Source organism: Croceibacterium xixiisoli (assembly GCF_009827305.1).
GTDB classification, from domain to species: Bacteria; Pseudomonadota; Alphaproteobacteria; order Sphingomonadales; family Sphingomonadaceae; genus Croceibacterium_C; species Croceibacterium_C xixiisoli.
The window spans coordinates 718,915-744,470 of record NZ_WTYJ01000001.1 but is presented as its reverse complement, the minus strand read 5'-3'; the positions used below and the strand labels follow the sequence as shown (position 1 = coordinate 744,470).

Annotated in this window: 25 protein-coding genes; 16 read left to right on the top strand and 9 right to left on the bottom strand. The window is 64.6% G+C overall.

The window, feature by feature from the left end:
- Positions 1–69: 69 nt before the first annotated feature.
- Entirely contained in the window at positions 70–1,584 is a 1,515-nt protein-coding gene (locus GRI97_RS03565) for a PepSY domain-containing protein (protein ID WP_161389737.1), read from the bottom strand.
- A 183-nt stretch (positions 1,585–1,767) separates the two neighbouring features.
- Here GRI97_RS03565 and GRI97_RS03560 point away from each other — a divergent pair, with 183 nt between their 5' ends.
- The 8 genes from GRI97_RS03560 (at position 1,768) to GRI97_RS03525 (ending at position 11,554) form a co-directional block, all read left to right on the top strand.
- Positions 1,768–2,184: a secondary thiamine-phosphate synthase enzyme YjbQ gene (locus GRI97_RS03560; protein ID WP_161389736.1), complete on the top strand. Its 417-nt coding sequence runs from the start codon at positions 1,768–1,770 to the stop codon at positions 2,182–2,184.
- 40 nt (positions 2,185–2,224) lie between these two features.
- Positions 2,225–3,043 carry a transglutaminase-like domain-containing protein gene (locus GRI97_RS03555; protein WP_328598490.1) on the top strand — a complete coding sequence of 273 codons (819 nt, stop codon included), beginning with the start codon at positions 2,225–2,227 and terminating at the stop codon, positions 3,041–3,043.
- A 97-nt stretch (positions 3,044–3,140) separates the two neighbouring features.
- A complete protein-coding gene (gene zwf / locus GRI97_RS03550; protein ID WP_161389735.1) occupies positions 3,141–4,574 on the top strand; it encodes a glucose-6-phosphate dehydrogenase in 1,434 nt (477 codons plus the stop codon).
- A 24-nt stretch (positions 4,575–4,598) separates the two neighbouring features.
- Positions 4,599–6,410 carry a phosphogluconate dehydratase gene (gene edd / locus GRI97_RS03545; RefSeq protein WP_161389734.1) on the top strand — a complete coding sequence of 604 codons (1,812 nt, stop codon included), beginning with the start codon at positions 4,599–4,601 and terminating at the stop codon, positions 6,408–6,410.
- Between the two features lie 16 nt (positions 6,411–6,426).
- A complete protein-coding gene (gene glk / locus GRI97_RS03540; protein ID WP_161389733.1) occupies positions 6,427–7,416 on the top strand; it encodes a glucokinase in 990 nt (329 codons plus the stop codon).
- Positions 7,413–8,027 (top strand): bifunctional 4-hydroxy-2-oxoglutarate aldolase/2-dehydro-3-deoxy-phosphogluconate aldolase, encoded by a 615-nt coding sequence (gene eda, locus GRI97_RS03535; protein WP_161389732.1) that lies wholly within the window; start codon positions 7,413–7,415, stop codon positions 8,025–8,027. Before glk ends, eda begins: the two co-directional genes overlap by 4 nt.
- Entirely contained in the window at positions 8,024–10,804 is a 2,781-nt protein-coding gene (locus GRI97_RS03530) for a phosphoenolpyruvate carboxylase (RefSeq protein WP_161389731.1), read from the top strand. The genes eda and GRI97_RS03530 overlap by 4 nt, the downstream gene beginning before the upstream one ends.
- Positions 10,805–10,903: 99 nt before the next feature.
- Positions 10,904–11,554 carry a L,D-transpeptidase family protein gene (locus GRI97_RS03525; RefSeq protein ID WP_235917592.1) on the top strand — a complete coding sequence of 217 codons (651 nt, stop codon included), beginning with the start codon at positions 10,904–10,906 and terminating at the stop codon, positions 11,552–11,554.
- Here the strand turns inward: GRI97_RS03525 and tilS are convergent.
- From tilS to GRI97_RS03500, 5 genes are all read right to left on the bottom strand, one after another.
- Complete coding sequence (gene tilS, locus GRI97_RS03520) at positions 11,540–12,556, bottom strand: tRNA lysidine(34) synthetase TilS (protein ID WP_161389729.1); 1,017 nt, start codon at positions 12,554–12,556, stop codon at positions 11,540–11,542. The two genes, GRI97_RS03525 and tilS, sit on opposite strands and share 15 nt — an antisense overlap.
- Positions 12,522–13,505, bottom strand: coding sequence for a tetratricopeptide repeat protein (locus GRI97_RS03515; RefSeq protein ID WP_235917591.1), 984 nt, complete (start codon positions 13,503–13,505; stop codon positions 12,522–12,524). The genes tilS and GRI97_RS03515 overlap by 35 nt, the downstream gene beginning before the upstream one ends.
- Positions 13,506–13,662: 157 nt before the next feature.
- A complete protein-coding gene (locus GRI97_RS03510) occupies positions 13,663–14,487 on the bottom strand; it encodes a helix-turn-helix domain-containing protein (protein WP_161389728.1) in 825 nt (274 codons plus the stop codon).
- A gap of 98 nt (positions 14,488–14,585) precedes the next feature.
- On the bottom strand, positions 14,586–16,856 hold the full coding sequence (gene ptsP, locus GRI97_RS03505) for a phosphoenolpyruvate--protein phosphotransferase (RefSeq protein WP_161389727.1): 2,271 nt from the start codon (positions 16,854–16,856) through the stop codon (positions 14,586–14,588).
- Positions 16,857–16,947: 91 nt separating this feature from the next.
- Positions 16,948–17,103, bottom strand: a complete 156-nt coding sequence (locus GRI97_RS03500; protein ID WP_161389726.1) for a YdcH family protein — start codon at positions 17,101–17,103, stop codon at positions 16,948–16,950.
- Positions 17,104–17,282: 179 nt separating this feature from the next.
- Between GRI97_RS03500 and GRI97_RS03495 the strand changes: the two genes are divergently transcribed.
- From GRI97_RS03495 to nadA, 5 genes are all read left to right on the top strand, one after another.
- The gene (locus tag GRI97_RS03495; RefSeq protein ID WP_161390797.1) at positions 17,283–17,480 is read left to right on the top strand and encodes a YdcH family protein; all 198 of its coding nucleotides are present in this window, start codon (positions 17,283–17,285) and stop codon (positions 17,478–17,480) included.
- Between the two features lie 80 nt (positions 17,481–17,560).
- Positions 17,561–18,049, top strand: a complete 489-nt coding sequence (locus GRI97_RS03490) for a DUF1465 family protein (protein WP_328598489.1) — start codon at positions 17,561–17,563, stop codon at positions 18,047–18,049.
- Between the two features lie 112 nt (positions 18,050–18,161).
- On the top strand, positions 18,162–19,034 hold the full coding sequence (locus GRI97_RS03485; protein WP_161389725.1) for an MBL fold metallo-hydrolase: 873 nt from the start codon (positions 18,162–18,164) through the stop codon (positions 19,032–19,034).
- Positions 19,016–19,768, top strand: a complete 753-nt coding sequence (locus tag GRI97_RS03480; RefSeq protein WP_161389724.1) for a DUF4230 domain-containing protein — start codon at positions 19,016–19,018, stop codon at positions 19,766–19,768. The genes GRI97_RS03485 and GRI97_RS03480 overlap by 19 nt, the downstream gene beginning before the upstream one ends.
- Positions 19,765–20,751, top strand: coding sequence for a quinolinate synthase NadA (gene nadA, locus GRI97_RS03475; protein ID WP_161389723.1), 987 nt, complete (start codon positions 19,765–19,767; stop codon positions 20,749–20,751). The genes GRI97_RS03480 and nadA overlap by 4 nt, the downstream gene beginning before the upstream one ends.
- A 245-nt stretch (positions 20,752–20,996) precedes the next feature.
- Here the strand turns inward: nadA and GRI97_RS03470 are convergent, their stop codons facing one another.
- From GRI97_RS03470 to GRI97_RS03460, 3 genes are read right to left on the bottom strand one after another with little or no spacing between them, the layout of a single operon-like run.
- Complete coding sequence (locus GRI97_RS03470) at positions 20,997–21,323, bottom strand: putative quinol monooxygenase (RefSeq protein WP_161389722.1); 327 nt, start codon at positions 21,321–21,323, stop codon at positions 20,997–20,999.
- Positions 21,320–22,123 (bottom strand): alpha/beta fold hydrolase, encoded by an 804-nt coding sequence (locus GRI97_RS03465; RefSeq protein ID WP_161389721.1) that lies wholly within the window; start codon positions 22,121–22,123, stop codon positions 21,320–21,322. The genes GRI97_RS03470 and GRI97_RS03465 overlap by 4 nt, the downstream gene beginning before the upstream one ends.
- Entirely contained in the window at positions 22,120–22,482 is a 363-nt protein-coding gene (locus GRI97_RS03460) for a nuclear transport factor 2 family protein (protein ID WP_161389720.1), read from the bottom strand. The genes GRI97_RS03465 and GRI97_RS03460 overlap by 4 nt, the downstream gene beginning before the upstream one ends.
- A gap of 106 nt (positions 22,483–22,588) precedes the next feature.
- Between GRI97_RS03460 and GRI97_RS03455 the strand changes: the two genes are divergently transcribed.
- The 3 genes from GRI97_RS03455 (at position 22,589) to GRI97_RS03445 (ending at position 25,554) form a co-directional block, all read left to right on the top strand.
- The gene (locus tag GRI97_RS03455) at positions 22,589–23,392 is read left to right on the top strand and encodes a helix-turn-helix domain-containing protein (protein WP_161389719.1); all 804 of its coding nucleotides are present in this window, start codon (positions 22,589–22,591) and stop codon (positions 23,390–23,392) included.
- A 213-nt stretch (positions 23,393–23,605) separates the two neighbouring features.
- Positions 23,606–24,355, top strand: coding sequence for a hypothetical protein (locus GRI97_RS03450; RefSeq protein ID WP_161389718.1), 750 nt, complete (start codon positions 23,606–23,608; stop codon positions 24,353–24,355).
- Entirely contained in the window at positions 24,355–25,554 is a 1,200-nt protein-coding gene (locus GRI97_RS03445) for a M48 family metallopeptidase (protein ID WP_161389717.1), read from the top strand. The genes GRI97_RS03450 and GRI97_RS03445 overlap by 1 nt, the downstream gene beginning before the upstream one ends.
- The last annotated feature ends 2 nt before the right edge of the window (positions 25,555–25,556 follow it).

The window sequence follows — 25,556 nt, the reverse complement described above, 5'->3', positions numbered from 1 at the left end:
GATGATTTTGCCCCATCATCCCTGTTCCCGATGCGGAGCATGGACTGCGGCAAGGAAAATGAAAAGCCGTCACCGCTTCCCGCGTGCCTTGATCCGCAATCGCCGCACGCCCATCCACACGCCCAGCAGGCACAGCGCGGAGACGCCCGCGAGCAGCGGCAGCATCACCGCATCCCACAGCGGGCGTTCGCGCAGCACCGCGAAATCGAGCCGGTGGAGGCCATAGTGCAGCCAGCGGTACAGCCGGCTGGTGGAATCGCTGAAGCTCACCACTTCCCCGCTACGGGGGTCGAAATAGAGCCGGGTCTGCCCCTCGTCAGCGTAGATCGCCCGATAGGCCGGCAGCACGACATCGGTGTGATGGCCGTAATAATAGGCATCGGCGCGGGTGATCATCTCTGCCGAGGCGAGCGGTACATCCGGCCGGGCGGAGGCGGCGCGGGCGCGCAGATCGGCGGCGGAGAGCGGCGCAGCGGTCAGATCGGGCAGCGTGGCGCGCCGCATCGATCCATCGGCAGCAGACAGGATCGCCACCGGTTGCCCGGCCTGCATCACCACCTCTGCCGAGACGACACCGGGCTGCGGACGGGCCCTGAGCGCGGTGAACAGCGTGGTGATGTCGGCTTCGGCCAGAGGGCGCCCTTCCAGCCGTTCGATCGCCTGGCCCGGCCCTTCGCTCTCGAACGTGCCCCAGGGCTGCATCGAGACAAGCCCGCTGAACACCCAGGTCAGGGTGACGATGCCGAAGATCAGCCCGGTCCAGTGATGCCACAGCGCCATCCCACGATAGGGAGAAAGCCGCTTGCCCCGGCCATATTGGCGGATGCCGACATAGATGCCGGTCACGGTCAGAAACAGGCCCAGCAGCGAGGCATAGGTGACCAGATTGGACCACAAGGGCTGATTTTCGCGGAGCGCGGTGAAATAGAGCCAGTGCGGCACCGCGCCGAGCCAGTTCCAGAACCGTTCGTGCGCACTGGTATCCTGCACCACCTCGCCCGTACCGCTGGCGATATAGAGCTGCGTCCCGCGATCATCGGCAAAGCTGGCCTTGTAGAGCGGGCCATATTGGCGGAACCGGCCATAGACGGTCCACTGATCGCGAGTGATCTGTTCGACCACCGGTTGCGCATCCAGCCCGAAGGCGCGCTGCACATGATCGCGCGCCACGGTGGCAGCCTGTTCGGGGCCGATATCCGGCAGAGCGACATTGGCCAGGCTGGCGATGCCCGGCCCCGCCGGCCCCTGCCAGCGCAGCATGGGTTCGCCAGCGACCATTTCCACCTGCGCGGCGGTGATGGGGACCCCGCCGGGGAGATAGGCCTTGTCGCAACAGGCGGTCAGATCAAGGGGGGCAAGCCCGGCCAGCCGTTCTTCCCGCGTGGTTTCGGGGAAGGAGACGTACATCATGACGATGCCGCTGAGCGTCCACAGCGCCATCAGCAGCGCCAGAGCCACGCCCAGCCAGCGATGCACGAGAAAAGAGGTGCGCCGCGCCCATCGGCCCGCATTGCGCAGGCCGGTGAAACGCGGCGCATCGCCCGTGCGCCCTGGGATAGCGCGGGAGGGCGAATGAGAAGACATCAGACTCACTTCCGAAGATGATCGATGCAGCGCCGGGCGGCGCGGCATCGCTTGGCAGGAACCATGGGCATAGCAGATAGAGACGGTGGCCCAAGCCGCGTAAGTCATTTTACGGTAACAGCCGGGGTTACGCCACGTTACAGCGGCAAAACTGCCACGCCGGCAGCAGCCAGAGGACCCGCCATGCTCCAGAGCCAGACCATCATGCGCTTCGCCACGCCGGGGCGCGGACTGCATGAGATCACCCCCGACATCGCCGGGTGGCTGGCGGACAGCGGCGCGGATACGGGATTGCTGACGCTGTTCTGCCAGCACACCAGCGCCAGCCTGCTGATCAATGAAAACGCAGCGCCCGCCGTGCAGCGCGATCTGCTGCGCTGGCTGGACCGGATCGCCCCGGAAGGGCCGGGTTACGAACATGATGACGAAGGCCCCGACGATATGCCCGCGCATATCCGCACCATGCTGACCGGCAACAGCCTGACCATTCCGTATGCCGGCGGGCGGCTGCAACTGGGCACCTGGCAGGGCATTTATCTGGCGGAACACCGCCGTTCGCCCCATCGCCGTAACATCGTTGCCCATATATCAGGAACCTGACGAATCATGGGCGGTTTGCGCAGACGGACAGGGCAGACGCATGGGCAGTGAAACGACGATGACGACCGATATCACCGCAAGTTTTTCCTTCACCCTGGACCAGCCGAGCGATGTGCTGCTGCAGTTCGAAGCCGCCGCCATTCCCGAACAGCACATCATCGAGAGCCATTGTTCGATCGGGGAAGCGGATCACATCGCCCGCATTCCGGCGCAGGACGACATCGGCGAACGCATCTGGCTGCATGCCGACGGCCGGTTCGACATCGAATATCGCGCATCGGTGGAAGTGCGCCGCCGGCTGGACGATCTGGCCACGTTGAACCGGCTGGAGCCGCATGAGCTGCCTGGCGAGGCGGTGCAGTATCTGTTCGATTCCCGATATTGCCCGGCCAGCCAGTTCCAGCCTTTCGTGAATGCAGAATTCGGGCAGTTGAGCGGCGGGCAACTGGTGCTGGCGATGCAGGATTGGATCAACCAGCGCTTCACCTATGAACCGGGCAGCAGCACGCCGCAGACCACCGCACTGGACAGTTTCGTGGAACGGCGCGGCATCTGTCGCGATTTTACCCATGTGATGATCACCCTGGCGCGTGCCGCCGCGATCCCGGCGCGCTACCTCAGCGTTTACGATCCGGGCGTGAACCCGCCCGATTTCCACGCCGTGGCAGAGGTGTTCCTGGCCGATCCGGAAATTCCCGGCGGCGGCGTGTGGCATATCATCGATGCCACGCGCATGGCCGATCCGGCGACAACGGTGAAGATCGGCGTCGGCCGCGATGCCGCCGACGTCAGTTTCATGACCACCTTCGGCTATGCCCATTTCCAGGCGAAAGAGGTGCTGGTGACGGCGCGGAACTGACAGAAAGACGGCGCAAATCGGGGCCGACCCTTGCGGCTGGCCCTTTTGCAGTGCAGCATGGGGCTGCGTCAAAAAACAATAAGGTCACGGGCAAAGCATGAGCTTCCGGGCGGACAGACTGCTCCTTTTCGGTGCCACGGGCGATCTGGCCCAGCGCATGCTCCTGCCATCGCTGTGCGCCCTGCATACAGACGGGCTGATCGATCCGGAGCTGCGTATCATCGGCGCCGCGCGATCGGATATGAGCGATGGCGAATATCGCAATTTCGCCCGCGCCTCGCTGGAAAAATTCATGCCCGCCGAACGGCGCGGGCGGATGGCCGATTTCCTCAATCGGCTGAGCTATCAGCATGTCGATGTAAACGATCTGGCGGCTTTCGGCCCGCTGGCGGAAAAGGTGGGCCTGCCTGCGGAGCGCCTGGCAATCTTCCTGTCGACCGCGCCCGATCTGTTCCGCCCGACGATCAAGGGATTGATGCAGGCAGGCCTCGCCAACAATGGCACGCGCATCAGCCTGGAAAAGCCGCTGGGGCATGATCTGGCATCCAGCCGTGAAATCAATGATGCGGTCGCGGCCGCCTTCCCCGAAGGCTGTATTTTCCGGATCGATCACTATCTGGGCAAGGAAACCGTACAGAACCTGCTGGCACTGCGTTTTGCCAATCTGCTGTTCGAACCGCTGTGGAACGCCCAATATATCGACCACGTCCAGATCACCGTTGCCGAAACCGTAGGGCTGGAAAGCCGCGTCGATTTCTATGACGGCGCCGGGGCGCTGCGCGACATGGTGCAGAACCACATGCTGCAATTGCTGGCGCTGGTGGCGATGGAGCCGCCGAGCAGCTTTTCCGCCGATGCCGTGCGCGATGAAAAGGTGAAGGTGCTGCGCGCCCTGCGCCGGATGGAATCGGGCGAAAGCGTGACCGGGCAATATCGCGCGGGCGCCGTCAGCGGCACGATCGTGCCTGGTTATGACGAGGAACTGGGCCGAGACAGCAACACCGAAACCTTCGTTGCGCTCAAAGCCCATGTCGACAACTGGCGCTGGAAGGGCGTGCCGTTCTATCTGCGCACGGGCAAGCGCCTGCCCCAGCGGGTGACGGAAATCGTGGTGCAGTTTCGCCCGGTGCCGCATTCCATCTTCAACGGCACGAAGGCCAAACCCAATCGCCTGGTGATCGGCATCCAGCCGGAAGAAAACATCACCCTGTCACTGATGAGCAAGGTGCCGGGGCTGGACCGGCAGGGGATGAGCCTGCGGCAGGTGCCGCTGGACATCGCCATGCCCGATGCCTTTTCGGGCAAGGTGCGGCGGATCGCCTATGAGCGGCTGCTGCTGGATCTGATCGAGGGCGATCAGACGCTGTTCGTTCGCCGGGACGAGGTGGAAGCGCAATGGGCCTGGATCGATGGCATTCGCGAGGAATGGCACAAGGACGGGATGGCCCCGAAAACCTATAGCGCCGGCAGCTGGGGGCCCAGCGCGGCGATTGCCCTGGCTGAACGGGGCGGAGTGAGCTGGCATGAGTAGTTACCGCAGCCTGGATGAGCGTTCATGACGCTGCATCCTGTTATCGACCGGGTGACCGACCGGATCATCGAAAAGTCGCGCGCATCGCGTTCCGCCTATCTGGAACTGATGGCGGTGGAGGCCGACAGGCACAGCGATCGCAACACCGTGCTGCCCTGTTCCAACCTGGCGCATGGTTTTGCCGCTGCGGGGGAGGACAAGGCCAGTATTGCCGCCGAACGCGGGCCGAATATCGGCATCATCAGCGCCTATAACGACACGATTTCCGCGCATCAGCCCTATGGCGCCTACCCGCCGCAGATGAAAATATGGGCTCGCGAAGTGGGCGCCACGGCGCAGGTTGCCGGCGCGACCCCGGCGATGTGCGATGGGGTGACCCAGGGCATGGACGGCATGGAGCTGTCCTTGTTTTCGCGCGATGTGATCGCTCAGGCCGCCGCCGTGGGGCTAAGCCATGCGATGTATGACAGCGTGGCCATGCTGGGCATCTGCGACAAGATCGTGCCCGGCCTGCTGATGGGGGGGCTGCGTTTCGGCTGGTTGCCGGCGATCTTCATTCCCAGCGGCCCGATGCCCAGCGGCATCGCCAACAAGGAAAAGCAGAAGGTCCGTCAGCTTTATGCCGAAGGCAAGGCGACCCGTGCCGAGCTGCTGGAAAGCGAAGCCAAAAGCTATCATTCGGCCGGCACCTGCACCTTCTACGGCACGGCCAATTCCAATCAGATGATGATGGAAATGATGGGGCTGCATTTGCCGGGCGCCGCCTTTGTGCAGCCGGGCACGCCGCTGCGCACAGCGCTGACGCGGGCTGCGGTTCACCGGCTGGCCGCGATTACCCGCGACGGGGCGGATTATCGCCCGCTGTCCGCCTGCGTGGATGAAAAGGCGGTGGTGAATGCCGCCATCGGCCTGCTGGCGACGGGTGGATCGACCAATCACGCGATCCATATCCCGGCCTTCGCCCGTGCCGCCGGGGTGCAGATCGACTGGACCGATCTGGCCGAACTGAGCGCGGTCGTGCCCCTGCTCTGCCGCGTCTATCCCAATGGATCGGGCGATGTGAACAATTTCCACACGGCGGGCGGCATGGGTTTCGTGATCCGCGAACTGCTGGATGCCGGGCTGGCGCATGAGGACATCATGACCGTGGGTGGCGACAGCCTGCGTGCCTATGCCGAAGAGCCCTGGCTCGACAGCGACCAGCTGGCCTGGCGCGATCCTGGTCCGTCGGGCGATGCGCAGATGCTGCGCACGCCGGCCGATCCCTTCATGGCCGATGGTGGCATGACATTGGTGGAAGGCAATCTGGGCCGCGCCTGTTTCAAGACCAGCGCGGTCGATCCCGTCCGCTGGACCATTGAGGCGCCCTGCCGCGTGTTCGATACGCAGACGGGCGTGATCGAGGCCTTTGCCGCCGGCGAACTGGACCGGGACGTGGTGGTGGTGGTGCGGTTCCAAGGGCCGCGCGCCAATGGCATGCCCGAACTGCACAAGCTGACGCCGCCGCTCGGCGTGCTGCAGGATCGCGGATATCGCGTCGCGCTGGTGACCGATGGCCGCATGTCGGGCGCCAGCGGCAAGGTGCCGGCCGCAATCCATTGCAGCCCCGAGGCGCTGGGCGGCGGGCCGCTGGCGCTGCTGCGCGACGGCGACATGGTGCGGCTGTCGGCCGAGGACGGCGTGCTGACCACGACGGCCGATCTTGCCGCCCGCGAGGCTGCGAGCCCGCCCAAGCCGCAGATGGGCACGGGGCGCGAATTGTTCGCCATGTTCCGGCTCTGCGCAGATGAGGCGGAAAAGGGCGGATCGGCGATGCTGGCGATGGCCGGACTGTGAGCGGAGCATCGAAGACATGAGCACGTCCCTGGTCGCGGTCGATATCGGCGGAACCCATGCCCGCTTCGCCCTGGCAGAGATCGCCGATGATGGCGCGATTTCGCTGGCAGAGCCGATCACGCTGAAGACATCGGATTTCGCCAGCCTGCAGACCGCATGGGAGGAATTCGAACGGCGGTGCGGCTGCAGCGTGCCGCGCCGCGCGGCCATCGCGATTGCCGGGCCGGTCAATGGCGAAACCGTGCGCATGACCAACAACAGCTGGGTGCTGCACACCGGCGCGCTGGACGAACAGCTGGGGCTGGATGCGGTCTGCGTGCTGAATGATTTTGCCGCCGTGGCCCATGCCGTGGCCCGCGCGCCCGAGGATCAACTGATACATATCACCGGGCCGCAGGGGCCGCTGCCGACACTGGGCACGACCAGCGTGGTTGGCCCCGGCACCGGGCTGGGCGTGGCGCATTTCCATCGTTTTCCCGGTGGTTATCGCGTGCAGGCAACCGAGGGCGGGCATCTGGATTTCGCCCCGCTCGATGCTGTCGATGATGCGATCCTGGCGCGGCTGCGGCAGCAGCACCGGCGGGTTTCGACCGAACGGGTCAATTCCGGGCCGGGCATCGTCGAAATCTATTGCGCGCTCTCCGCGCTGGAAAAACGGCCGATCGACACACCGGTGGAGGACCGGGCGATCTGGGAACGCGGCCTGGCGCGCGAAGACAGCCTGGCCACGGCAGCTGTGGAGCGCTTCTGCATGTCGCTGGGCAGCGTGGCCGGCGATTACGCCCTGGCCCATGGCGCCAATGCCGTGGTGCTGGCCGGCGGAATTGGCCTGAGGCTGCGCGAATGGCTGCCGCGTTCGGGCTTTGGCGAACGATTTCGATTCAAGGGACGGTATCAGCAGATGATGGCGGGCATTCCCGTCAAGCTGATCATCCACCCCCAGCCCGGCCTGTTCGGCGCTGTTGCCGCCTTCGCCCTCGATCATTCCGGAGAACCGCAGACATGACCATCGAACGGATAATGCGCACCGCCCCGGTGATCCCCGTGCTGGTGATCGACGATCTGGATCAGGCCGTGCCGCTGGCCCAGGCGCTGGTGGCCGGCGGGTTACCGGTGCTGGAAGTGACGCTGCGCACGCCGGTGGCGCTGGATGTGATCCGGGCGATGAAGCAGGTTCCTGGTGCCATTGTCGGCGCGGGCACGGTGAACGGCCCGCATGATCTGGACGCGGCGCTGGCGGCAGGCAGCGAGTTCATCGTGTCCCCCGGCCTGACCGAAACGCTCGGTCGCGCGGCAATCGAGGCCAAGGTGCCGTTCCTGCCCGGCGTGTCGAGCGCGGGCGACATAATGCGCGGAATCGAGCTGGGGCTGAACCATTTCAAGTTCTTCCCGGCCGTGGCGGCAGGCGGCATTCCGGCACTGAAGGCGCTGGCCGGTCCGTTCGGCCAATGCCTGTTCTGCCCCACCGGCGGTATTACGGCAGAAAGCGCACCCGACTGGCTGGCGATCGATCCCGTCCTGTGTGTCGGCGGCAGCTGGGTGGCGCCCAAAGGGGCATCGCCGGAGGAAATCGAAGGCCTGGCCCGCGCGGCCGCCAGCGTGAAAGCCCCGGCATGAAGACCGTTGCCGACCTGCTGGGCCGATTGCAGGCCCTGCATGCCGACACGGCGCAGACCCCGATTTTCAACCCGGTGTTCCAGCTGTCGCTGGAACTGTCGCGGCTGCTGGAACGCGGCGATCTGACGCTGGACGATTGCGAGGCGATGATCGCGCAGCTGGAAGGCGAAGCGCTGCAGCATCGCGCCGACCGGCTGCGCAGCATGACCGCCCCGGTGGCCCCCGCCGCCAATGATGCGGCGCTGGCGGAATTGTTCGAAGAGGCGGATTTTGCTGCCTTTCGCATGCGCTGGGAACGCCCGCAGCTGCATGCCGTGTTCACCGCCCACCCGACCTTCCTGCTCAGCCCGGCGGAAACCGATGCGGTTGCGCATGCGGCCGCCAGCGATGGCGAGATCGCGATCGATCCGGCGAGCGCGACAGCTGGCGCCAGGCCAGCGATCACACTGGATTACGAACATCAGCAGGCCATGGCCGCCATCGCCAATGCGCAGGATGCCCGCGACCGGATCGTATCCGGATTGCTGAGCCATGCGGCGCGAGAATGGCCGGCGGACTGGCTGCGCCTGCAGCCCCTGCCGTTCCGCTTCGCCAGTTGGGTCGGCTATGACATGGACGGGCGGACCGATATCCGCTGGCATGTCTCGATCGGTTTCCGGCTGGCGGAAAAGGCGCAGCGCCTGGCCCGTTATGCTGAGGCGCTGGGCAGGATCGACGGCAAGCACCCGCTGCTGTCCGAACTGCAGCATGCGGCCAGCTATGCCCAGGAACGGGCGGAGGATTTTTCCGCCGATCTTTCCGACCCGGCGGCGCTGTCGGTGGCCGCCAATCGCCTGACCGCGCGCGATCCGCGCAAGCTGCTGTCGCTCGCCCGCTATATCGACGCGCTGGAGGCGGAGGCTGCGACATCGCAGCGACCGCGCGCGGTGGCGTTGAAGACGCTCGCGGCAGCCATGCGCGCCGATGGCCTGGGCATGGGCTGGATCCATTTCCGCGTGAATGCCAAGCAGTTGCACAATGCCGTGCGCCGCCGGCTCGACCCGGAAGGATCGCTGGACCTGGCCAGCAAGGGCGCGATCGTGCACCTGCGCAATGCCATTGCCGAGGTGACGCCGCTGCGGGTGAATTTCGCCAGCCTGGCGATCGAAAGCAGCACCGCCATCCGCCAGTTCGTGGCGATGGCGCAGATTCTGTCGCATATCGATGCCGATGCGCCAATCCGCATGCTGGTGGCCGAATGCGAAGAACCGGCCACCGTGCTGGCGGCGCTCTATTTCGCCAAGCTGTTCGGCGTGGCCGACAAGGTCGATGTCTCTCCGCTGTTCGAGACCGAGACCGCGCTGGAACATGGTGGCCGCTTCCTCGACGCCTTGCTGGAGGAAGAGGAATACCGCGCCTATGCCCGTGTGCGCGGGCGGGTTTCGGTGCAGACCGGATTTTCCGATGCCGGGCGCTTCGTGGGGCAGGTGCCCGCCAGCCTGGCGATCGAGCGGCTGCAGGGGCGGCTCGCCCAGGCAATGGAAACCAATGGGCTGAGCGATGTCGCCGCGCTGATTTTTGACACCCATGGCGAAAGCATGGGCCGTGGGGCCCATCCCGGCAGTTTCGCCGACCGACTGGCCTGGCCGCTGAGCCCCTGGGCGCGGCGGCGGTTCGTGCGCGCGGGCATCCGGCTGGAGCCAGAGGTCAGTTTCCAGGGTGGTGACGGCTATCTGTATTTTGCCACGCCCGAACTGGCGCTGGCCACGCTGACCCGCATCGCCGAGGCGCGCCCGGCGGAAACCGATCCGCAGGCCCCGGCTGACCAGTTCTATCGCCGGACCGATCTGAGCCTGGATTTCTATCGCGCGGTGCGTGATCACCAGCATCAGCATCTGGAAAGCCGCACCTATAGCCGGGCGGTCACCGCCTTCGGGCTGGGGCTACTGAATTCCACCGGCAGCCGCGTGTCACGCAGGCAGTCCGACATCAATGCCGACCGGGAGATGAGCCTGCGGCAGATCCGCGCGATCCCGCACAATGCCGTGTTGCAGCAGCTTGGCTATCCCGTGAATGTGATCGCCGGGATCGGCACGGCGGCAGATGGCAATTATGACGAGCTCGCCCAGCTGCTGCGCGGCAGCGAGCGCGGCCGGCAGCTGATCCGGCTGGTCCGGTCTGCCAATGCGCTGGCCAGCATCAAGACCGTCGCCGCCTTCGGCGAATTGTTCAATTCCGCTTATTGGGCCAGCCGCCCCTATCGCGGGATGGAAGACCATCTGAGCGAAGCGTGTGAGGCGCTGGCCGAATATCTGGTGAAGGACGACCGGATCGGCGTGTTCCGCCGGCTCGCGTCCCGGTTGCGAGTGGATGCGCTGAAGCTGCACCGGCTGCTGGAACTGCTGCCCGACGAATCGCCGATGCGGAACCGGGAGGCTGTTCGCCGGGCGATCGGCGTGTGTCAGGCTCTGCGGCTGACGCTGTTCCAGCACATGTTCCTGCGGGCGGTATCGATTCCCATGTTCAGCCGGGTCAACGATATCAGCCGCGATGATGTGCTTGAAATGGTGTTCACCCTGCGCGTGGAGGAAGCGCTGGCCGAATTGCGCCGCGCCTTCCCCACCAGCTTCCCCCAGATCGGCGATTTCGATCTGACCGAAGCCGCTGATTATCCGGACGGAAGTGATGACGGGTACCAAGCGATCCGGCGCGATTTCATCGAACCGATCGAGCGCGCCTATACGCTGTCGCGCCGGATCACCACGGCCATCGCCAATCAATTTGGCGCCCATGGTTGAGCATTCTGGCGCCTGCGCCCTGTCCGTCTCGCCACGGGACAGGGGGTGGGCTATGCTGGATATTCACCATTATTGCGGCATGGTTGAAGCATGACACCGATGACGAAATGGATTGGCGGGGCCACGCTGGGTATTCTGGCGCTGTTGCTGGTGGGCGTGATGGCGGGCAAGGCCATGCGGCCGAGCGAGCCGGCGCCGGTGGAGCTGGCCAGCGTTGACGCGCCGGGAGCGCCGGCGGGTGCGACGGCCGAGGCGACGCCCTCCCCCTCCCCCACGACGGACGATCCGTTTGTTATCAAACGCGTGCTGCCGATTACCGGGCCGATAAAATATGGCGAATGGCATTGGGACGACGAAGGCGTGCCCGATGGGCCGCTGGTGATGACGGTCGATCTGGATGCGCGGGTGTTGTCGGTGTTCCGGGGCGGTTATGAAATCGGGGCGACGGCAGTGATGCTGGGCACCGACAATCACCCGACGCCGCTGGGCGTGTTTCCGATCCTGAGCAAGGAAAGGCACAATGTTTCAGAGAAATACGGCGATGCGCCGATGCCCTGGACGCTGCGCCTGACCTGGGACGGGATTGCGATCCATGGCGGTTCCGAGGTGGAGCGGGGCTTTGCCAGCCATGGGTGCATCGGGACGCCGAACGAGTTCGTGTCCCGCCTGTTCGCGATTGCCAAGAAGGGCGACAAGGTGATCATCACGCGCGGCCAGACGACCGGCGTGGGTGGATCACTCGCCAGCTGATCCAGATTTGCGGGGCGGTTCCGGAGCAAACAGCCAGTCCTGACCGACGATGCGGATCAGGACACCGGCGATATTGGCATCCTCCCCCCGCAGCAGCCGATCGAGCACGCGCGCCACGCCCTGCCCCCGCGCGGGCGCGCCCTGCCACCGCGCGAGCGCGCCCTGCTGCCGCACGGCACGGTCCAGCACTCGCAGCATGACGGCCCGCGGCGCGCCGGGGCGATAGCGCAAGATTCCCGCTTCGATCGTGACCCGCTCGGCCCATTCGCGATCCGTCGCCCAGGCCAGTACATCCTCCGCATCGGCTAGGTTCGTGGCCGAGGCGGCAAGGCTGACGGCATCAAGGCCATCGAGCGTGCGCAGCGCCTGGCGGATGCGGACCCGGCTGTAGGCGGGATTGTCATTGCTGGGATCCTGCACCGGATCGATCCCCGCCCGCGCCACGACGTCTTCGCAATCGGCGCGGCGCAGGGTCAGCAAGGGGCGCAGCAGCGGCAGATCGCTGCCCGGCACCACGCCGCGCCGGCGAATTCCGGCCAGGCCAGCGACGCCGCTGGCGTGGGACAGGCGCATCAATAGGGTTTCTGCCTGATCGTCGATGTGATGGGCGGTGGCGATGGCGCCGAGGCCGCGCGCTTGGGCCCAATGGGCGAGCGCGGCGTAGCGCGCGGTGCGGGCGGCGGCCATGACATTGCCATCAGCGGGCACGGAGATGGGCAGGATGGCGCAGGAGATACCGCGCGCTGCGCACAGCTGCGCGACGAAGGCGCATTCATCGGCGCCGGCCGGGCGCAGGCGGTGATCGACGGTGGCGACTTCGAAGCGGCCGGGGATGGTGGCGTGGGCGAGCAGCAGCATCGCCAGACTGTCCGCCCCGCCCGATACGGCGAGGCCGATCAGCCCGGCTTCGGGCCACAATTCCGCGAGCGCACGCCGGAACGCATCGTCCGGCGTGCGGTCAGCCCGGTCAGCTGCAGCGGACCCTGGCGCGGTTGGCGTCATAATCTGCCTTGAGGCGCCCGGTGGCGAGCAACGGGTAGGTTTCGCCGAATTCGGCCAGGGCGATGCAGGCGCGATTGGTGTCGTTGAGCGAAATCATCGACGACGCCAGATAAAGCAGGCTGTCCGCCGCGCGGGCGCCCTGCTTGTCAGCCTGGTAATTGTTGAAGAAGTGTGTAGCCGCTTCGCGCGGCTTGCCATCATCGAGGAAGGCGCGGCCGAGCAGATTGCGACCGAAGCTGATCCGCGAATGGCTGGGGTAGCGTTCGGTGAACAGGGCCAGCTGCTGCTGCGCTTCGGGATAGAGCTTGGCTTCCCACAGGCGGAACCCATAGGTGTATTCATCATCGCCGGCATCGCCGGTGGCCGGCTTGGCAATGGCCTGCACCGCCGCGAGGCGCGCAGCCGTGGGCGCCGCTGCGGCGGGGGCCGGAGTGGGCGCGGGCGTGGGTGCCGGACGCGGTGTGGGTGTCGGGGTGCCGGCGGGCGGCGCGATCACGCCGCTCGGTGCCGGGTTCAGAGCCGGCGGAACGCTGGCCTGGGCATTGGTCAGCGCGGCGATCTGGTTGCGCATCTGATTGAGCTGGTTGTCGTTTTCCTCGCTCAGCGCGGTCAGACGGGCGACCTGTGTTTCGAGCGCATCCAACCGGACGAGAATATCGCTGATCGCGGTGGTCGACGGGGTGCCGATCTGCGGCTGCGTGGTCTGCGCGCCGTTGGGCGTGATCACCTCAGGCGTAAAGAAGCGATTGTCGCCATTGGGAAAAACAGCCCGCTGCAGCGCGCGGATTTCCGCTTCCACCTTGCGAATACGGGCTTCGTCCTGCGCCGCCGCCGCCGTCGGCAGCACGGCCCCCAGTCCGAAACCGGCCAGGACCAGCCCCGTCAGGGTCAGCCGAAACCGCGAGGGCCGCTGCTGCGCTCTGACTGCCAAATTGTACCTGGTCACCATTGTATGCGAACTCCCTTGGAAGCGATCCCCCGTACCCCCTGATACGGCATCCCCCCAATCTGGCGCGGCAGAGGCGAACCCCGGCTGAACAGACCGGAATGGCTTGTGCCAAGATGGGATTCCGCTGTCGAGCACTCTCTTGCGGTAATTTTACATCCTATTGTGGAGATTGTGTGGAGACAGGCGCAGGCGTTGCCTGCCCCCGCGCCAGCAGCGCCTGCGGCGTGATGGGAATGTCGCGCATGATCCGCTGCGTATCCGACAGCTTGGGCACAGCGCGCCCGCCCACGGTGATGGAAAGCGCATCGGGCCGGCCGGTCCACAGCTGCGGGCCCTGGGCATCGGCGGGCACCGTATAGGTTTCCCCCTTGGCCATCTGTTTCTGCATCAGCTGCGTGCCCTGCCCGTCATAGAATTTGACCCAGACATCAGCCTCAAGCGCGGTGAAGACCACCGGCCCGGTCGGCGCAGCCGTTGCCGCAGCCGCCGGAGTGGCGCCGGCGGCGGGGGTTGCGGTTTCGGTCTGTTCCTGATCGGCGAGCAGGCTGGGCAATTCGCCGGCCGGAGCGAAGAGGCTGGGCAGGAAGGCAATGGCGAGGCCCAACGCAACCACCACGGCCAGAACGACCAGCCAGAGCAATCCGCGCGAAGGCACGCGGGTGGGATCGCCGGGTTCGAAGGCGGGGGACCGCACCGGTTCGGGCGGGGCGTTGCGGTTGAGCTGGATGCGGACTTCTTCCGCGACCTGTTCCGGGTCGAGTTCGACCAGCTTGGCATAGGTGCGGGCAAAACCGAGCGCATAGGTGCGGCCCGGCAGGGCGATGAAGCGATCATCCTCCATCGCTTCGAGATGGCGCTGGGGAATGCGCGTTTCTTCGGCCAGCTGCTGCATGCTGAGGCCCTGCGCCTCCCGCGCGGCCTTCAGCCTGGCGCCGATCCCTGCGGTACCGGCCGGTTCATTGTCTTGCGTGTGATCCGACATTCTCTACCCAGCCCGCGCCGGCCCCTTTGCGACCCAACAATTATGCCTAACACAATGGGCCAGGGGCCCAAGTCAAGGCGCTTTCACGCTGCGATGCGTCATTCCACTTCCATGCCGCGCTGTTCGGCCCATGCGCGCAGCGTGCTGCGCATGTCCACAGGGGGCGAGGCGATCCAGCCGGCCATATCCCGCTGGAGTTCGGCCAGATTGATCCGGCTGACCAGTTCCTTGATCGGCCCGACCGCCGCCGGGGTGATCGACAGGCGCCGGAACCCGAGCCCGAGCAGGGCCAGCGCTTCCAGTCGGCGGCCGCCCATTTCCCCGCAGACGCCCAGCTTTACATCATGGCCGGCGGTGGTGGCAACCACACGGGCCAGAAAGCGCAGGATCGAGGGACTGACCCAGTCATAGCGTTCGGCCAGCTTGGGATTGGCGCGATCGGCCGCGAACAGGAACTGCGTCAGATCATTGGTGCCGATGGAAATGAAGGACAGTTCCGGCAGCAGCTGATCGAGCATTTCGGCCAGTGCGGGCACTTCGAGCATGACACCGTAATGGATCGCTTCGGGCAGCTTGCGTTTCTGGCCATGAAGGAAGGCGAGCTGCCGTTCGAAGACGGCGCGCGCCTGGTAGAATTCCCAGGGTTCGGAGACGAGCGGGAACATGACGTTGAGCGTGCGCCCGGCCGCAGCTTCCAGCAGAGCGCGCGCCTGCACCTTGAGCAGGCCTTCGCGTTCGAGCGCGAGCCGCAGCGCGCGCCAGCCCATGGCAGGATTTTCATCTTCCCGCCCGGTTTCCACGCGCAGATAGGGCAGCGACTTGTCACCGCCGATATCGACCGTGCGGAAGATGACCGGCTTGTCCCCCGCCGCTTCCAGCACATCGCGATAGAGCCGCGCCTGCCGATCCCGCTGCGGCAGGGCGGCGGACACGAGGAACTGGAATTCGGTGCGGAACAGGCCGATCCCGTCCGCGCCGCTGAGGCTGAGCATCGGGATATCGTCGCGCAGGCCCGCGTTGATCATCACCTCTATCCGCGTGCCGTCGCTGGTAAAGGGTTCGACATCGCGCATCCGCGCATAGACGGCCTGTTTTTCCCGGTTGCGGGCATAGCGGGCATCGAAGGCATCGAGCACGGCCTGGTTGGGGCGGATCGCCAGCTGGCCGATATCGCCATCGAGCAGCAATTCATCGCCATCCCGGATCATACCGCGCGCATTGCGCACCCGGCCGAGCACCGGAATGCCCATCGCCCGCGCCACGATCACCACATGGGCGGTGAGCGAGCCTTCTTCGAGCACGACGCCCTTCAGCCGGCGCTTGTCATATTCGAGCAGTTCGGCGGGCCCGAGATTCTTGGCGATCAGGATGCTGTCACCACGCAGGCCGGAACTGGCCGCCGTGCCGAGCTGGCCTGAGACGATACGCAGCAGCCGGTTGGCGAGATCTTCCAGATCGTGCATCCGGTCCGCGAGCAGCGGATCCTGAATTTCGCGCATGCGCATGCGGGTGCGCTGCTGCACCCGCTCGATCGCCGCCTCCGCCGTCAGGCCGGAATCGATCGCTTCATTGATGCGGCGGCTCCAGCCTTCATCGTAAGCGAACATCTTGTAGGTTTCGAGCACCTGTTCATGCTCACCCTCGACCCCGAATTCGGCCTGGTTGGCCATCTGGTCGATCTGTTCGCGCATCTTGTCGAAGGCGAGATAGAGCCGCTGGCGTTCCGCCTCTGTATCTTCGGCGACGGTCTGTTCGATGACGATGCGCGGCTGGTGGAACACGGCCTGCCCCCGGCCCAGCCCCTTGACCAGCTGCAGCCCGGTCATCAGTTCCTGGCCCGAGAGGGTGGAAGCATCGTCGCCGGCCGCTTCCCCATCGACGAGACCGGCGTTGTGGATCAGTTCGGCCAGCACCATGGCGACCGTCTGCAGCGCCTCGATCTCGATTTCCTCGTAACGGCGCGGATCGGTGTGCTGCACCGTCAGCACGCCGATGGCGCGTTCGCGCCGGACGATCGGCACGCCGGCAAAGGAGTGGAATTTTTCTTCGCCGGTTTCCGGGCGGTACTGGAATTCCGGGTGGGTGGCCGCTTCGGCCAGGTTCAGCGTTTCGATGTTCTGGGCGATGGTGCCGGTCAGCCCTTCCCCCACGCCCAGCCGGGTGACGTGGACGGCGGCCTGGTTGAGGCCGCGCGTGGCGAAGAGTTCCAGCATCCCTTCGCGCAGCAGGTAGATCGAGCACACTTCGCTATCGAGCGCGTTGCCGATGATGTCGACGACCTGATTGAGCTTCCCCTGAGCGTGAAGCCGGGAAGCCATGACTTCATGAAGCTGGATCAGGATGAGGCGGGCGGCGGCGGCAGCTGACATGCAGCTTGCCTATAGCAAATCGTTCAGGTTGGGAACGGCACCACGGCCGGAAAGCGCAAATTCGCCTTTCGGCCGCAGTACCCGATTGCGATCAGTGCAGAGCGATCTCTTCCTTGATTTTCAGCTTCTGCTTCTTGATCGACTGGACCAGCGCAGTGTCGGGATTCGGCCGGCTCATTTCATCGTGAAGACGGCGTTCCAGCCCATCATGTTTCGACTGAAGGGCGGCGACATGCGAAGATTCCATACGCATACTCCTCTGCTTTGGATTTCCCCTGTTTGGAAAACCCCCTGCAGCGACTCAACACGCAGGATGAGCCGCGCGATTGTCATAAAAACATAATAGACTATGGGGAGCAAATACCACCTGCGGCGAAGCGGTCGATGAAGGTGGTGGCTGGTTTCTGGCAGTGTAAGGGGATTGCGGTGACGGAAGAGGAGATGCGCAAGCGCCTGTCTGCCTTGCGGATCGAGCATCGTGATCTTGACGCAGCGATTTCAGCCCTTTCGTCTGCAAATTCGCCCGATCAGCTGCAGATTGCCAGACTCAAGAAACGCAAGTTGCGGCTGCGCGATCAGATCGCCATCGTCGAAGATTATCTGACGCCCGATATCATCGCCTGATTTCCATCCCGCTCAATTACGGGACAGTGGGACAAGATCAGCGCCGATTCGGCCCCGCCCATCTGGTCCGGAGTCGGCCCTTGGCCTATCTGGGGGCGACCATGCCCGACACCGCCGATCTCAGCCCCACAATCATCGAAACGCTCTATTGCGAGGCGCTGCTGCTGGCCGATGAGACACGGTCCGCCTTCGACCTGTCCGGCCGGCTGGAAACCACCAGCCTGAACGAGGATCTGGCGCGTGTGGCCCTGTCGTGCGAGGCGCTGCGCACCACCACGCGGATGATGCATGCGATTGCCTGGTTGCTGAACCAGCGGGCGTATTTTTCCGGCGAATTGAGCGAGTTCCAGTTGCGCCGTTATGGCCGGCTGGCACCACCGCAGGCCGCCAGTGATGGTCAGCAGCTGGCGCTGCTGCCAGCGCATCTGCTGGATCTGAGTGAGCGGACCGCGCGCTTTTATGCCCGCATCGAACGGCTCGACATGGCCTGGCGCGGCCGGTTCAGCATGCAGCCGACCGCCGTCCACCGGTTGCGCGACCGGCTGGGCGCGGCGGTGATGGCGTTCTAGGGCCAGCGCCCCACCCCTTTCGCCCGCGACACTATTCGCACGCAATTGGTGAATCCCTGGCGTAGTCGAGCACGGCTCGACTTGTGGGCGCGGCATCCCCATATGCGCGCCCATGGCCATGCCGCCCAAACCCTGGCCCACCGGGCTTGTCGAAACGATCGAACCGCTGGTTCGCCGCGTTCTGGCGCCCAATGGATCGCCCTTCACCTATACCGGGACGCAGACCTATCTGGTCGGCACGCGCGAGGGGCTGGCGGTGATCGATCCGGGGCCCGACCTGGCCGAGCATCTGGCTGCGCTGATCGCCGCGATCGATGGCGCGCCGGTGCTGGCGATTGCCTGCACCCATACCCATCGCGACCATTCGCCGGCGGCCGCGCCGCTGGCGGCGCTGACCGGGGCGCCGGTGATCGGTTGCGCTCCGCTGTCCATCACCAGCGACGAGCCGCGCGCCGATGCGCCGTTCGACCAGGATTATGCGCCCGACCGGGTGCTGCAGGATGGCGAGAGCATCCGTGGCCCCGGCTGGACGCTGACCGCGATTGCGACGCCCGGCCATACATCGAACCACCTGTGTTTCGCGCTGGAGGAAAGCGGCGCGCTGTTCACCGGGGATCATGTGATGGGCTGGTCCACCAGCGTGGTTTCGCCGCCCGATGGCGACATGGCCGATTACCTCGCCAGCCTGGAACGGCTGTATGAACGCGAAGACCGCATCTATTACCCGGCGCATGGCCCGGCGGTGACCAAGCCCCGGCAGCTGGTGCGCGGGATGATCGGCCATCGGCGCCAGCGGGAAAAGCAGATCCTGCGCCTGCTGGACGGTGTGGCCCAGCCGATCGGTTCACTGGTGCCGCTGATGTACAAGAGCGTGCCGGAAGCGCTGTGGTCTGCCGCGGCACAATCGGTAAAGGCGCATCTGATCGATCTGGAACAGCGCGGTCTGGTTACGCGTATGGAGGACGTATGGACGACAAACGCCTGACATCCGGCACCGACACCGGCCACCGCCCCGCGCTGCATCGCGAACCGCCCCCAGTCGATACTCCGCGAGCAGACAGGCCAAAAGCCGACACGCCCATCGCAGCGCGCGAGCGATCGCTGGCGCGGGTGCAGGCGTTGCCCTGGCTGCTGTTCATCATCATGCTGGCGCTGTCCGCCTGGCTGGCCTGGCGCGCCTTCGGCCCCGAGGACCATGGCGATCCGCTGGCCACCACCCTGCTGGCGTTCGAGAAGCAGAACCAGCTGACGGTGTTTTCGGCCCAGCTTTCGCCCGTGGTATCGAGCGAGGACACCAGGTTTTTCGGCACGATCCGCAGCCGCCAGATCGCCGTGATCCCGGCGCGGGTAGATTACACGCTGGATCTGTCCAAGATCGATGCCTCACGGCTGGACTGGAATGCGCAGACCACCACGCTGGATGTGCAATTGCCGCAGATCCTGGTCGGCCGGCCGAACCTGGACGAAGGACGCGCGCAATATCTGCGGGAAGGAATCTGGATCACCAGCGACGCGCAGAACAAGCTGACCCGCGACAACACCGTGCTGGCCGAACAGGAAGCGGTGAAACAGGCGGCCAACCCCGTGCTGGTGGGTCTGGCCCGGTCTGCGGCAAAGGATGCAATTCGCCAGAACCTGACTATACCGCTGCAGGTTGCCGGTTATGGCAAAGTCACCGTGAATGTCCGCTTCGACGGAGAGGAAAGTACCGCCCAATGAGCGTTGAGACCAAGATCCCCACCGGCCAGGACCTGCGCGCCGAAATCGAACGCCTGCGCAAGGAACGCAAGGCGGTGATTCTGGCGCATTATTATCAGCGGCCGGAACTGCAGGATCTGGCCGATTTCGTCGGCGATTCCCTGGAACTGAGCCGCAAGGCGGCCGACACCGATGCCGAGGTGATCGCGTTCTGCGGGGTAAAGTTCATGGCCGACACGGCCAAGATCCTGTCACCCAACAAGATCGTGGTGCTGCCCGATGTGGATGCCGGCTGTTCGCTGGAAGATTCCTGCCCGCCGCAGAAGTTCCGCGCCTTCCGCGAACGCCACCCCGATCACATCGCGCTGACCTACATCAACTGCTCCACCGAAGTGAAGGCGCTGAGCGACATCATCGTCACCAGTTCGAGCGCCGAGACGATCATCAGCCAGATCCCGCGCGACCAGAAGATCATCTTCGGCCCGGACCGGCATCTGGGCGGTTATCTGAACCGCAAATTCGACCGCGACATGCTGCTCTGGCCGGGCGTGTGCATCGTGCATGAAGCCTTCAGCGAGAAGGAACTGCTGAAGCTGCAGGCGGAAAACCCCGGCGCGCCGATCGCGGCCCACCCGGAATGCCCGCCGACCATCATCGACCATGCCGATTATGTCGGTTCGACCAGCGGCATTCTGAACTATGCCAAGACGATGGTGGAAGACACGCTGATCGTGGCGACCGAGCCGCATATCATCCACCAGATGCAGAAGGCGCTGCCCAACAAGAACTTCATCGGCGCCCCGGGTGCGGACGGCAACTGCAACTGCAACATCTGCCCCTATATGGCGCTGAACACGATGGAGAAACTGTACCTTTCCCTGCGCGACCTGACCCCGCGCGTGGAAATCGAGGAAGGGCTGCGGCTGGCGGCGAAGAAGAGCCTGGACCGGATGCTGGAAATGGCCAGCGGCACCGTGGGTCAGGGCGATTTGAGCCGGGTCTGAGGGGATGAGTGAAGCCCGGCGGCCTGGGCTGCCGGGTTGGTTTGGCGTGAGGTCCGTTTTGGGATTGCAGATCAAAATGGAAATGGAAATGGACCAATTTGAGCCATTTCGATCATTCGACTTTTGTAGGTGAACGGCGAGTGCTCGAGAAATCGGGACTTTCAAGCATTGGCCGAGACGAGTTCGGGTGACTGATGTCGAGACGATTCGAGATCTTGCACCGAGCCCTGCCAAAACAAGCATGGTCATGCATCGGCCTCAGCTGAGGCCGACCATAATTGCTGCCATATCTCGATCTTGCGCGGATGTTCCAGCAGTTCGTCGAGCGCAGCGTGCCAGTTTGCCCGGTACGGGCGGTGCAGCTGGACCTGCAACACGTCCTCTCGATTCGACCATGTCTCGTGAAGCTGAAATTGGTTCGGCCGGTCAGGATCGATGTGCAAAGCTGCGTATACGAAAGTCGTCTCGTGGCGCATGGCGTCCAGCACTGGATCGAGCAAAGCCCGGAAGCGCTGCAACTGATCCGGCCGGACGTGGAAAGTTATGACATAGGTCTCATAGGCCTCGCTCATCGTGCGATCCGCTGGGCGATATCGGCGGCGAGGCGCGCCGCATCCGTCACCATCACGCCGTGTGCCACCCCGGCGTAAACCTGAAGCGTGGCATGCGGGATGATTTCTGCATAGCGTCGAGCACTGGCGTCGATTGCTGCGGAAGCGTCGCGGTCTCCATGAAGGATGAGCACCGGCACATCAATCGCAGCGGCGTCAGCAGTCAGGTCGGCCTCCGCAATCGTGCGCTGAAACTGCACCACTGCGCGCCGCGAACAGTCCATGACCATGGCCGCCATCCAATCGTTTACGCGAGAAGGTGAACCGGGAGCGAAAGGCTGGATATTATCGTCGATCCATCCTGAAAGATCTGCTGCAAGCCGCGCGCACAGGAAATCAAGCTGCTGCGGTGTCACGCCCTGCTCTCCCGGCGCAGCCATAATGCGCGGCCCGGTCGCGCCGACCAGCACAAGCCGGGAAACCCGCTCGCTTCCGTGTCGCGCCAGATAGCGCATGGCCTCTCCGCCTGCGCCCGAATGGGCGACTATCGTAAGGTCGCGCAGATGCAGAGACTCGATCACCGTTGCAAGATCGTCGGCAAGGGCATCATAGTCGTAACCGCCCCAATCGGTCGATCGGCCATGGCCCCGCCGGTCATAGGCGACGGTGCGCAGGCCTGCAGCATTCAGCCGAAGCATCGTCTCACCCCAGATGCGCGAGTCCATTGCCCAGCCGGCCAGGAAGAGCACTGGCGGGCCGCTTCCCCAATCGCGCACGAACAGGCCGTGACCAGAGCCACGCGCGACGAAAGCCGAAGTCATGCCGCGCCCCCATCAAGAAAGCCGATGACCTCGCCGATGCGGCCCTGTGCGTTCAGGCGCACGACATCGGTGCCTGCGGCGACGATCGCGCCACCGTCGGGGGCCAGCGTCCAGGAAAAGCGCACGAAATTGCCGTGCCCGTCTGGCGTGCCGACCAAAGTGAATCTGTGGCTTGGGAACTGCGCGTGCGCTTTGCCGATCATCGCGGCAATGCCGTCATGCCCCGCGCCCTGCATCATCGGATCAATATAACGTGCATCCGCGCTCCAGGCTTTGGAAAGGAGGTCGCGGCGTGATGCATCATCGACGTCATTCCACAATTCGATATAGGCGCGGGCGATGGCATGTGAATCGGTCATTGTCGGTCTCCTCTGCTAAGGTCGGCAAAGTGACGCGTCACCCGGAGCAATGCGATTACCTCGCAGGTAATGGCTTCGGCACAGCCAGATGATAGAAGATGTCCCCATGGCAACGCAGGTTCAGAATGTCGGAGATATATTGCGCGATTGGCGGGGGCGGCGGCAGCTGAGCCAGATCGACCTTGCCGGGGAGGCTGCAGTATCCACCCGACACCTCAGCTTTGTCGAGAGCGGCCGCGCCATGGCTAGCCGCGATTTGCTACTCCGTCTTGCAGAGCCTCTGGCGTTGCCACTGCGCGAGCGGAACAGGCTGCTCGTGGCGGGCGGATATGCGCCGATCTATTCGGAGCGTTCGATCGACGAGCCTGACATGGCGGCCGCCCGGCAGGCCGTCGATGCCGTACTGCGCGGGCATATGCCCTATCCGGCGCTGGCGGTTGACCGGCACTGGAACCTCGTGCTGGCGAACGATGCTGCCAGCGCACTGTTGACGGACGTAGCTCCGGCGCTTCTGCAACCGCCGGTAAACGTGTTGCGGGTGAGCCTTCATCCTGGGGGAATGGCGCCCCGCATCATCAACCTCCCGGAGTGGCGGCATCATGTGCTGACGCGGCTGCGTGAAGAGGTTGACCGTGCGTGCGATCCGGTGCTGGCAGCACTCCATGACGAACTACGCGCTTTGCCAGCCCCGGCGAGCCTTCGCCCTCTCGGGCACGGTGAGTCCATCGCCGTGCCTCTAGTTCTGCGCGGTGCAAGTGAGGGCCTAAACCTCAGCTTTATTTCCACGACCATGATCTTTGGAAGCGCTACTGACGTCACGCTCGCCGAACTGACGCTCGAATGCTTCTTTCCCGCAGATGACTCGACCCGAACAGCGCTGCAAGTGGGCTGTCCGGAAATGCCGGAATAGTGCAGGCGCAAGCGCTGACCAACAAGACCAGGCAATATTTTATCCGGTATTACAACAACCTTCGATGGCGGCGGTCGATTGGCCAGGTAATGGATTTATTACAATCCCGTCTTATATTTCCTGTATCGTCCAAAAACGGAACGGTGCCCGACAAGAAATATTGACTCCCAAACACTGTTGAATAGAAGCGCGCCTGCAACAGGGGTGGGGCATATGAACAGGAAGTATTTGGCGCTGGCATTGGCTGGCGCATGCGTGAGCGTATCGGCCGTTTCGGCGCAGGCGCAAGAACGCAGCGCGGTGCGTCCGGATTTTGCAGTGGTCGATCGGGAAGCGGTTCGGGTGATCGTGTATCGCCCGCGCGTGACCGTGGGCGAGCAGTCGACCGGTGGCCTGTTCGAACCGCGTGCTGACTGGAACGATCAGGCGCGCCAGTTTCTGGATGCGGCGCTGGTGAATTCGCAGCAGGCGCTGGGGCATTCCGTGATCGCTCCGCCGGAAATCAGCGGTGAGCAGGGACGGCTGCTGAACCAGTATCAGGCGCTGTTCAATTCGGTGGCCGATTCCGTGATCAACTATCAGTTTTTCGTCGGCAACCGGCTGGAAACCAAGAAGCGCGACAATCGCAATTCCCAGTTCGACTGGTCGCTTGGCCCGGGTGTCCGCAATCTGCCGGGTGCGGAAGGGGCCGATTACGCGCTGTTTCTGACCACCACCGATCATTACGGATCGACGGGACGCAAGGTGCTGCAGGTCTTTGCCGCGCTGGGCGGTGTGGGTGTTCAGTCCGGGGTTCACGCCGGCTATGCCGGGCTGGTCGATCTGAAGACCGGCGACATTCTGTGGATCAATGCGGACAAGCAGATGGGTGGCGATGTGCGCACGCCCGATGGTGCCGCGCGGCGCATGAGCCAGCTGCTTGAGGACTTCCCGCTGGCGAGCCCGGCTGCGGCGGCCAATTGATGCGCCCGCTCAGGCATCTGGTGGCGGCCGGATTGTGTCTGGCTGCCCCGTCCGTCGCCAGCGCCGCCGAGGATTTCACCATCCCGAGCTGGACCGGCGCTTATCAACCCCAAGGCGAGGACGAGCGCGGCCTGTGGCGTGAATCGGACGAGATCGAGCGCGCGATGGTCGACAGCGAGCTGGTGATCCGTGATCCCGCTCTGAACGCGTTCGTGCGCGGCGTGTTGTGCCGGATCATCGGCGATGTGCGTTGCAACAGCGTGCGGCTGTATGTCACCCGGTCCCCTTCGTTCAATGCGAGCATGTATGCCAATGGCATGATGCTGGTAAACAGCGGCCTGTTGCTGCGGATGCGCAATGAAGCCGAGCTTGCCTCCGTCTTGGGCCATGAATTTGCCCATTTCGAACAGCGGCACACGCTGCAGGGTTTCAAGAACCGCCGGGCCGGAAGCGATCTGGCGGCCTGGGCTGCCGTGGTGGGCGCGCTGGCGATCAGTCTGGGCAGCACGAATGCCACCTATCAATACACCGACCTGCGGCTGAACATCTATGGCGGGATCGCGCGGTTCGAGCGCAAGCAGGAAACCGACGCCAACGTGCTGGGCTTCGCCTATATGGCGCATGCCGGTTATCGCCCGAGCGCGGCGTCGGATGTGTGGCGCGCCGTGATGAACGAGGCCGACCAGTCGGCCGAAGGGCGCAAGCGGCGATCGGGCCGGTACGACAATGTCGCGTTTTTCGCGTCTCACCCGACCAATCTGCAAAGGGCGGATTATCTCAGCCAGCTGGCCAATCGCGTGCCGGGCGGCGATTTTGACGGCGCAGCGAATTACCGGGCCGCCCTGGCCCCCTGGCGCCAGACATTCCTGGAAGATCAGCTGAAGCTGAATGATTTTGGCGGGACCGATTACATCATCACACGGCTGGCCGGGGGTGAGCAATTGACGCCCGACCTGCTGTATGCGCGGGCCGAACTGTATCGCGGCCGGGGCCACCCGCGCGATCTGCAGAACGCGATACCGCTGTATCGCGAGGCTATCGAAAAGGACCCTGCCCTGGTTGCCGCCTGGCGCGGACTGGGTCTGTCGCTGCTGCGCACGGGGCAGATGCCCGAGGGCAAAGCCGCCCTTTCCACCTTTCTGGAACACCAGCCTGACACAGGCGATGCGCCCATGCTGCGCAGTTTGATTGGAGCCTGAAT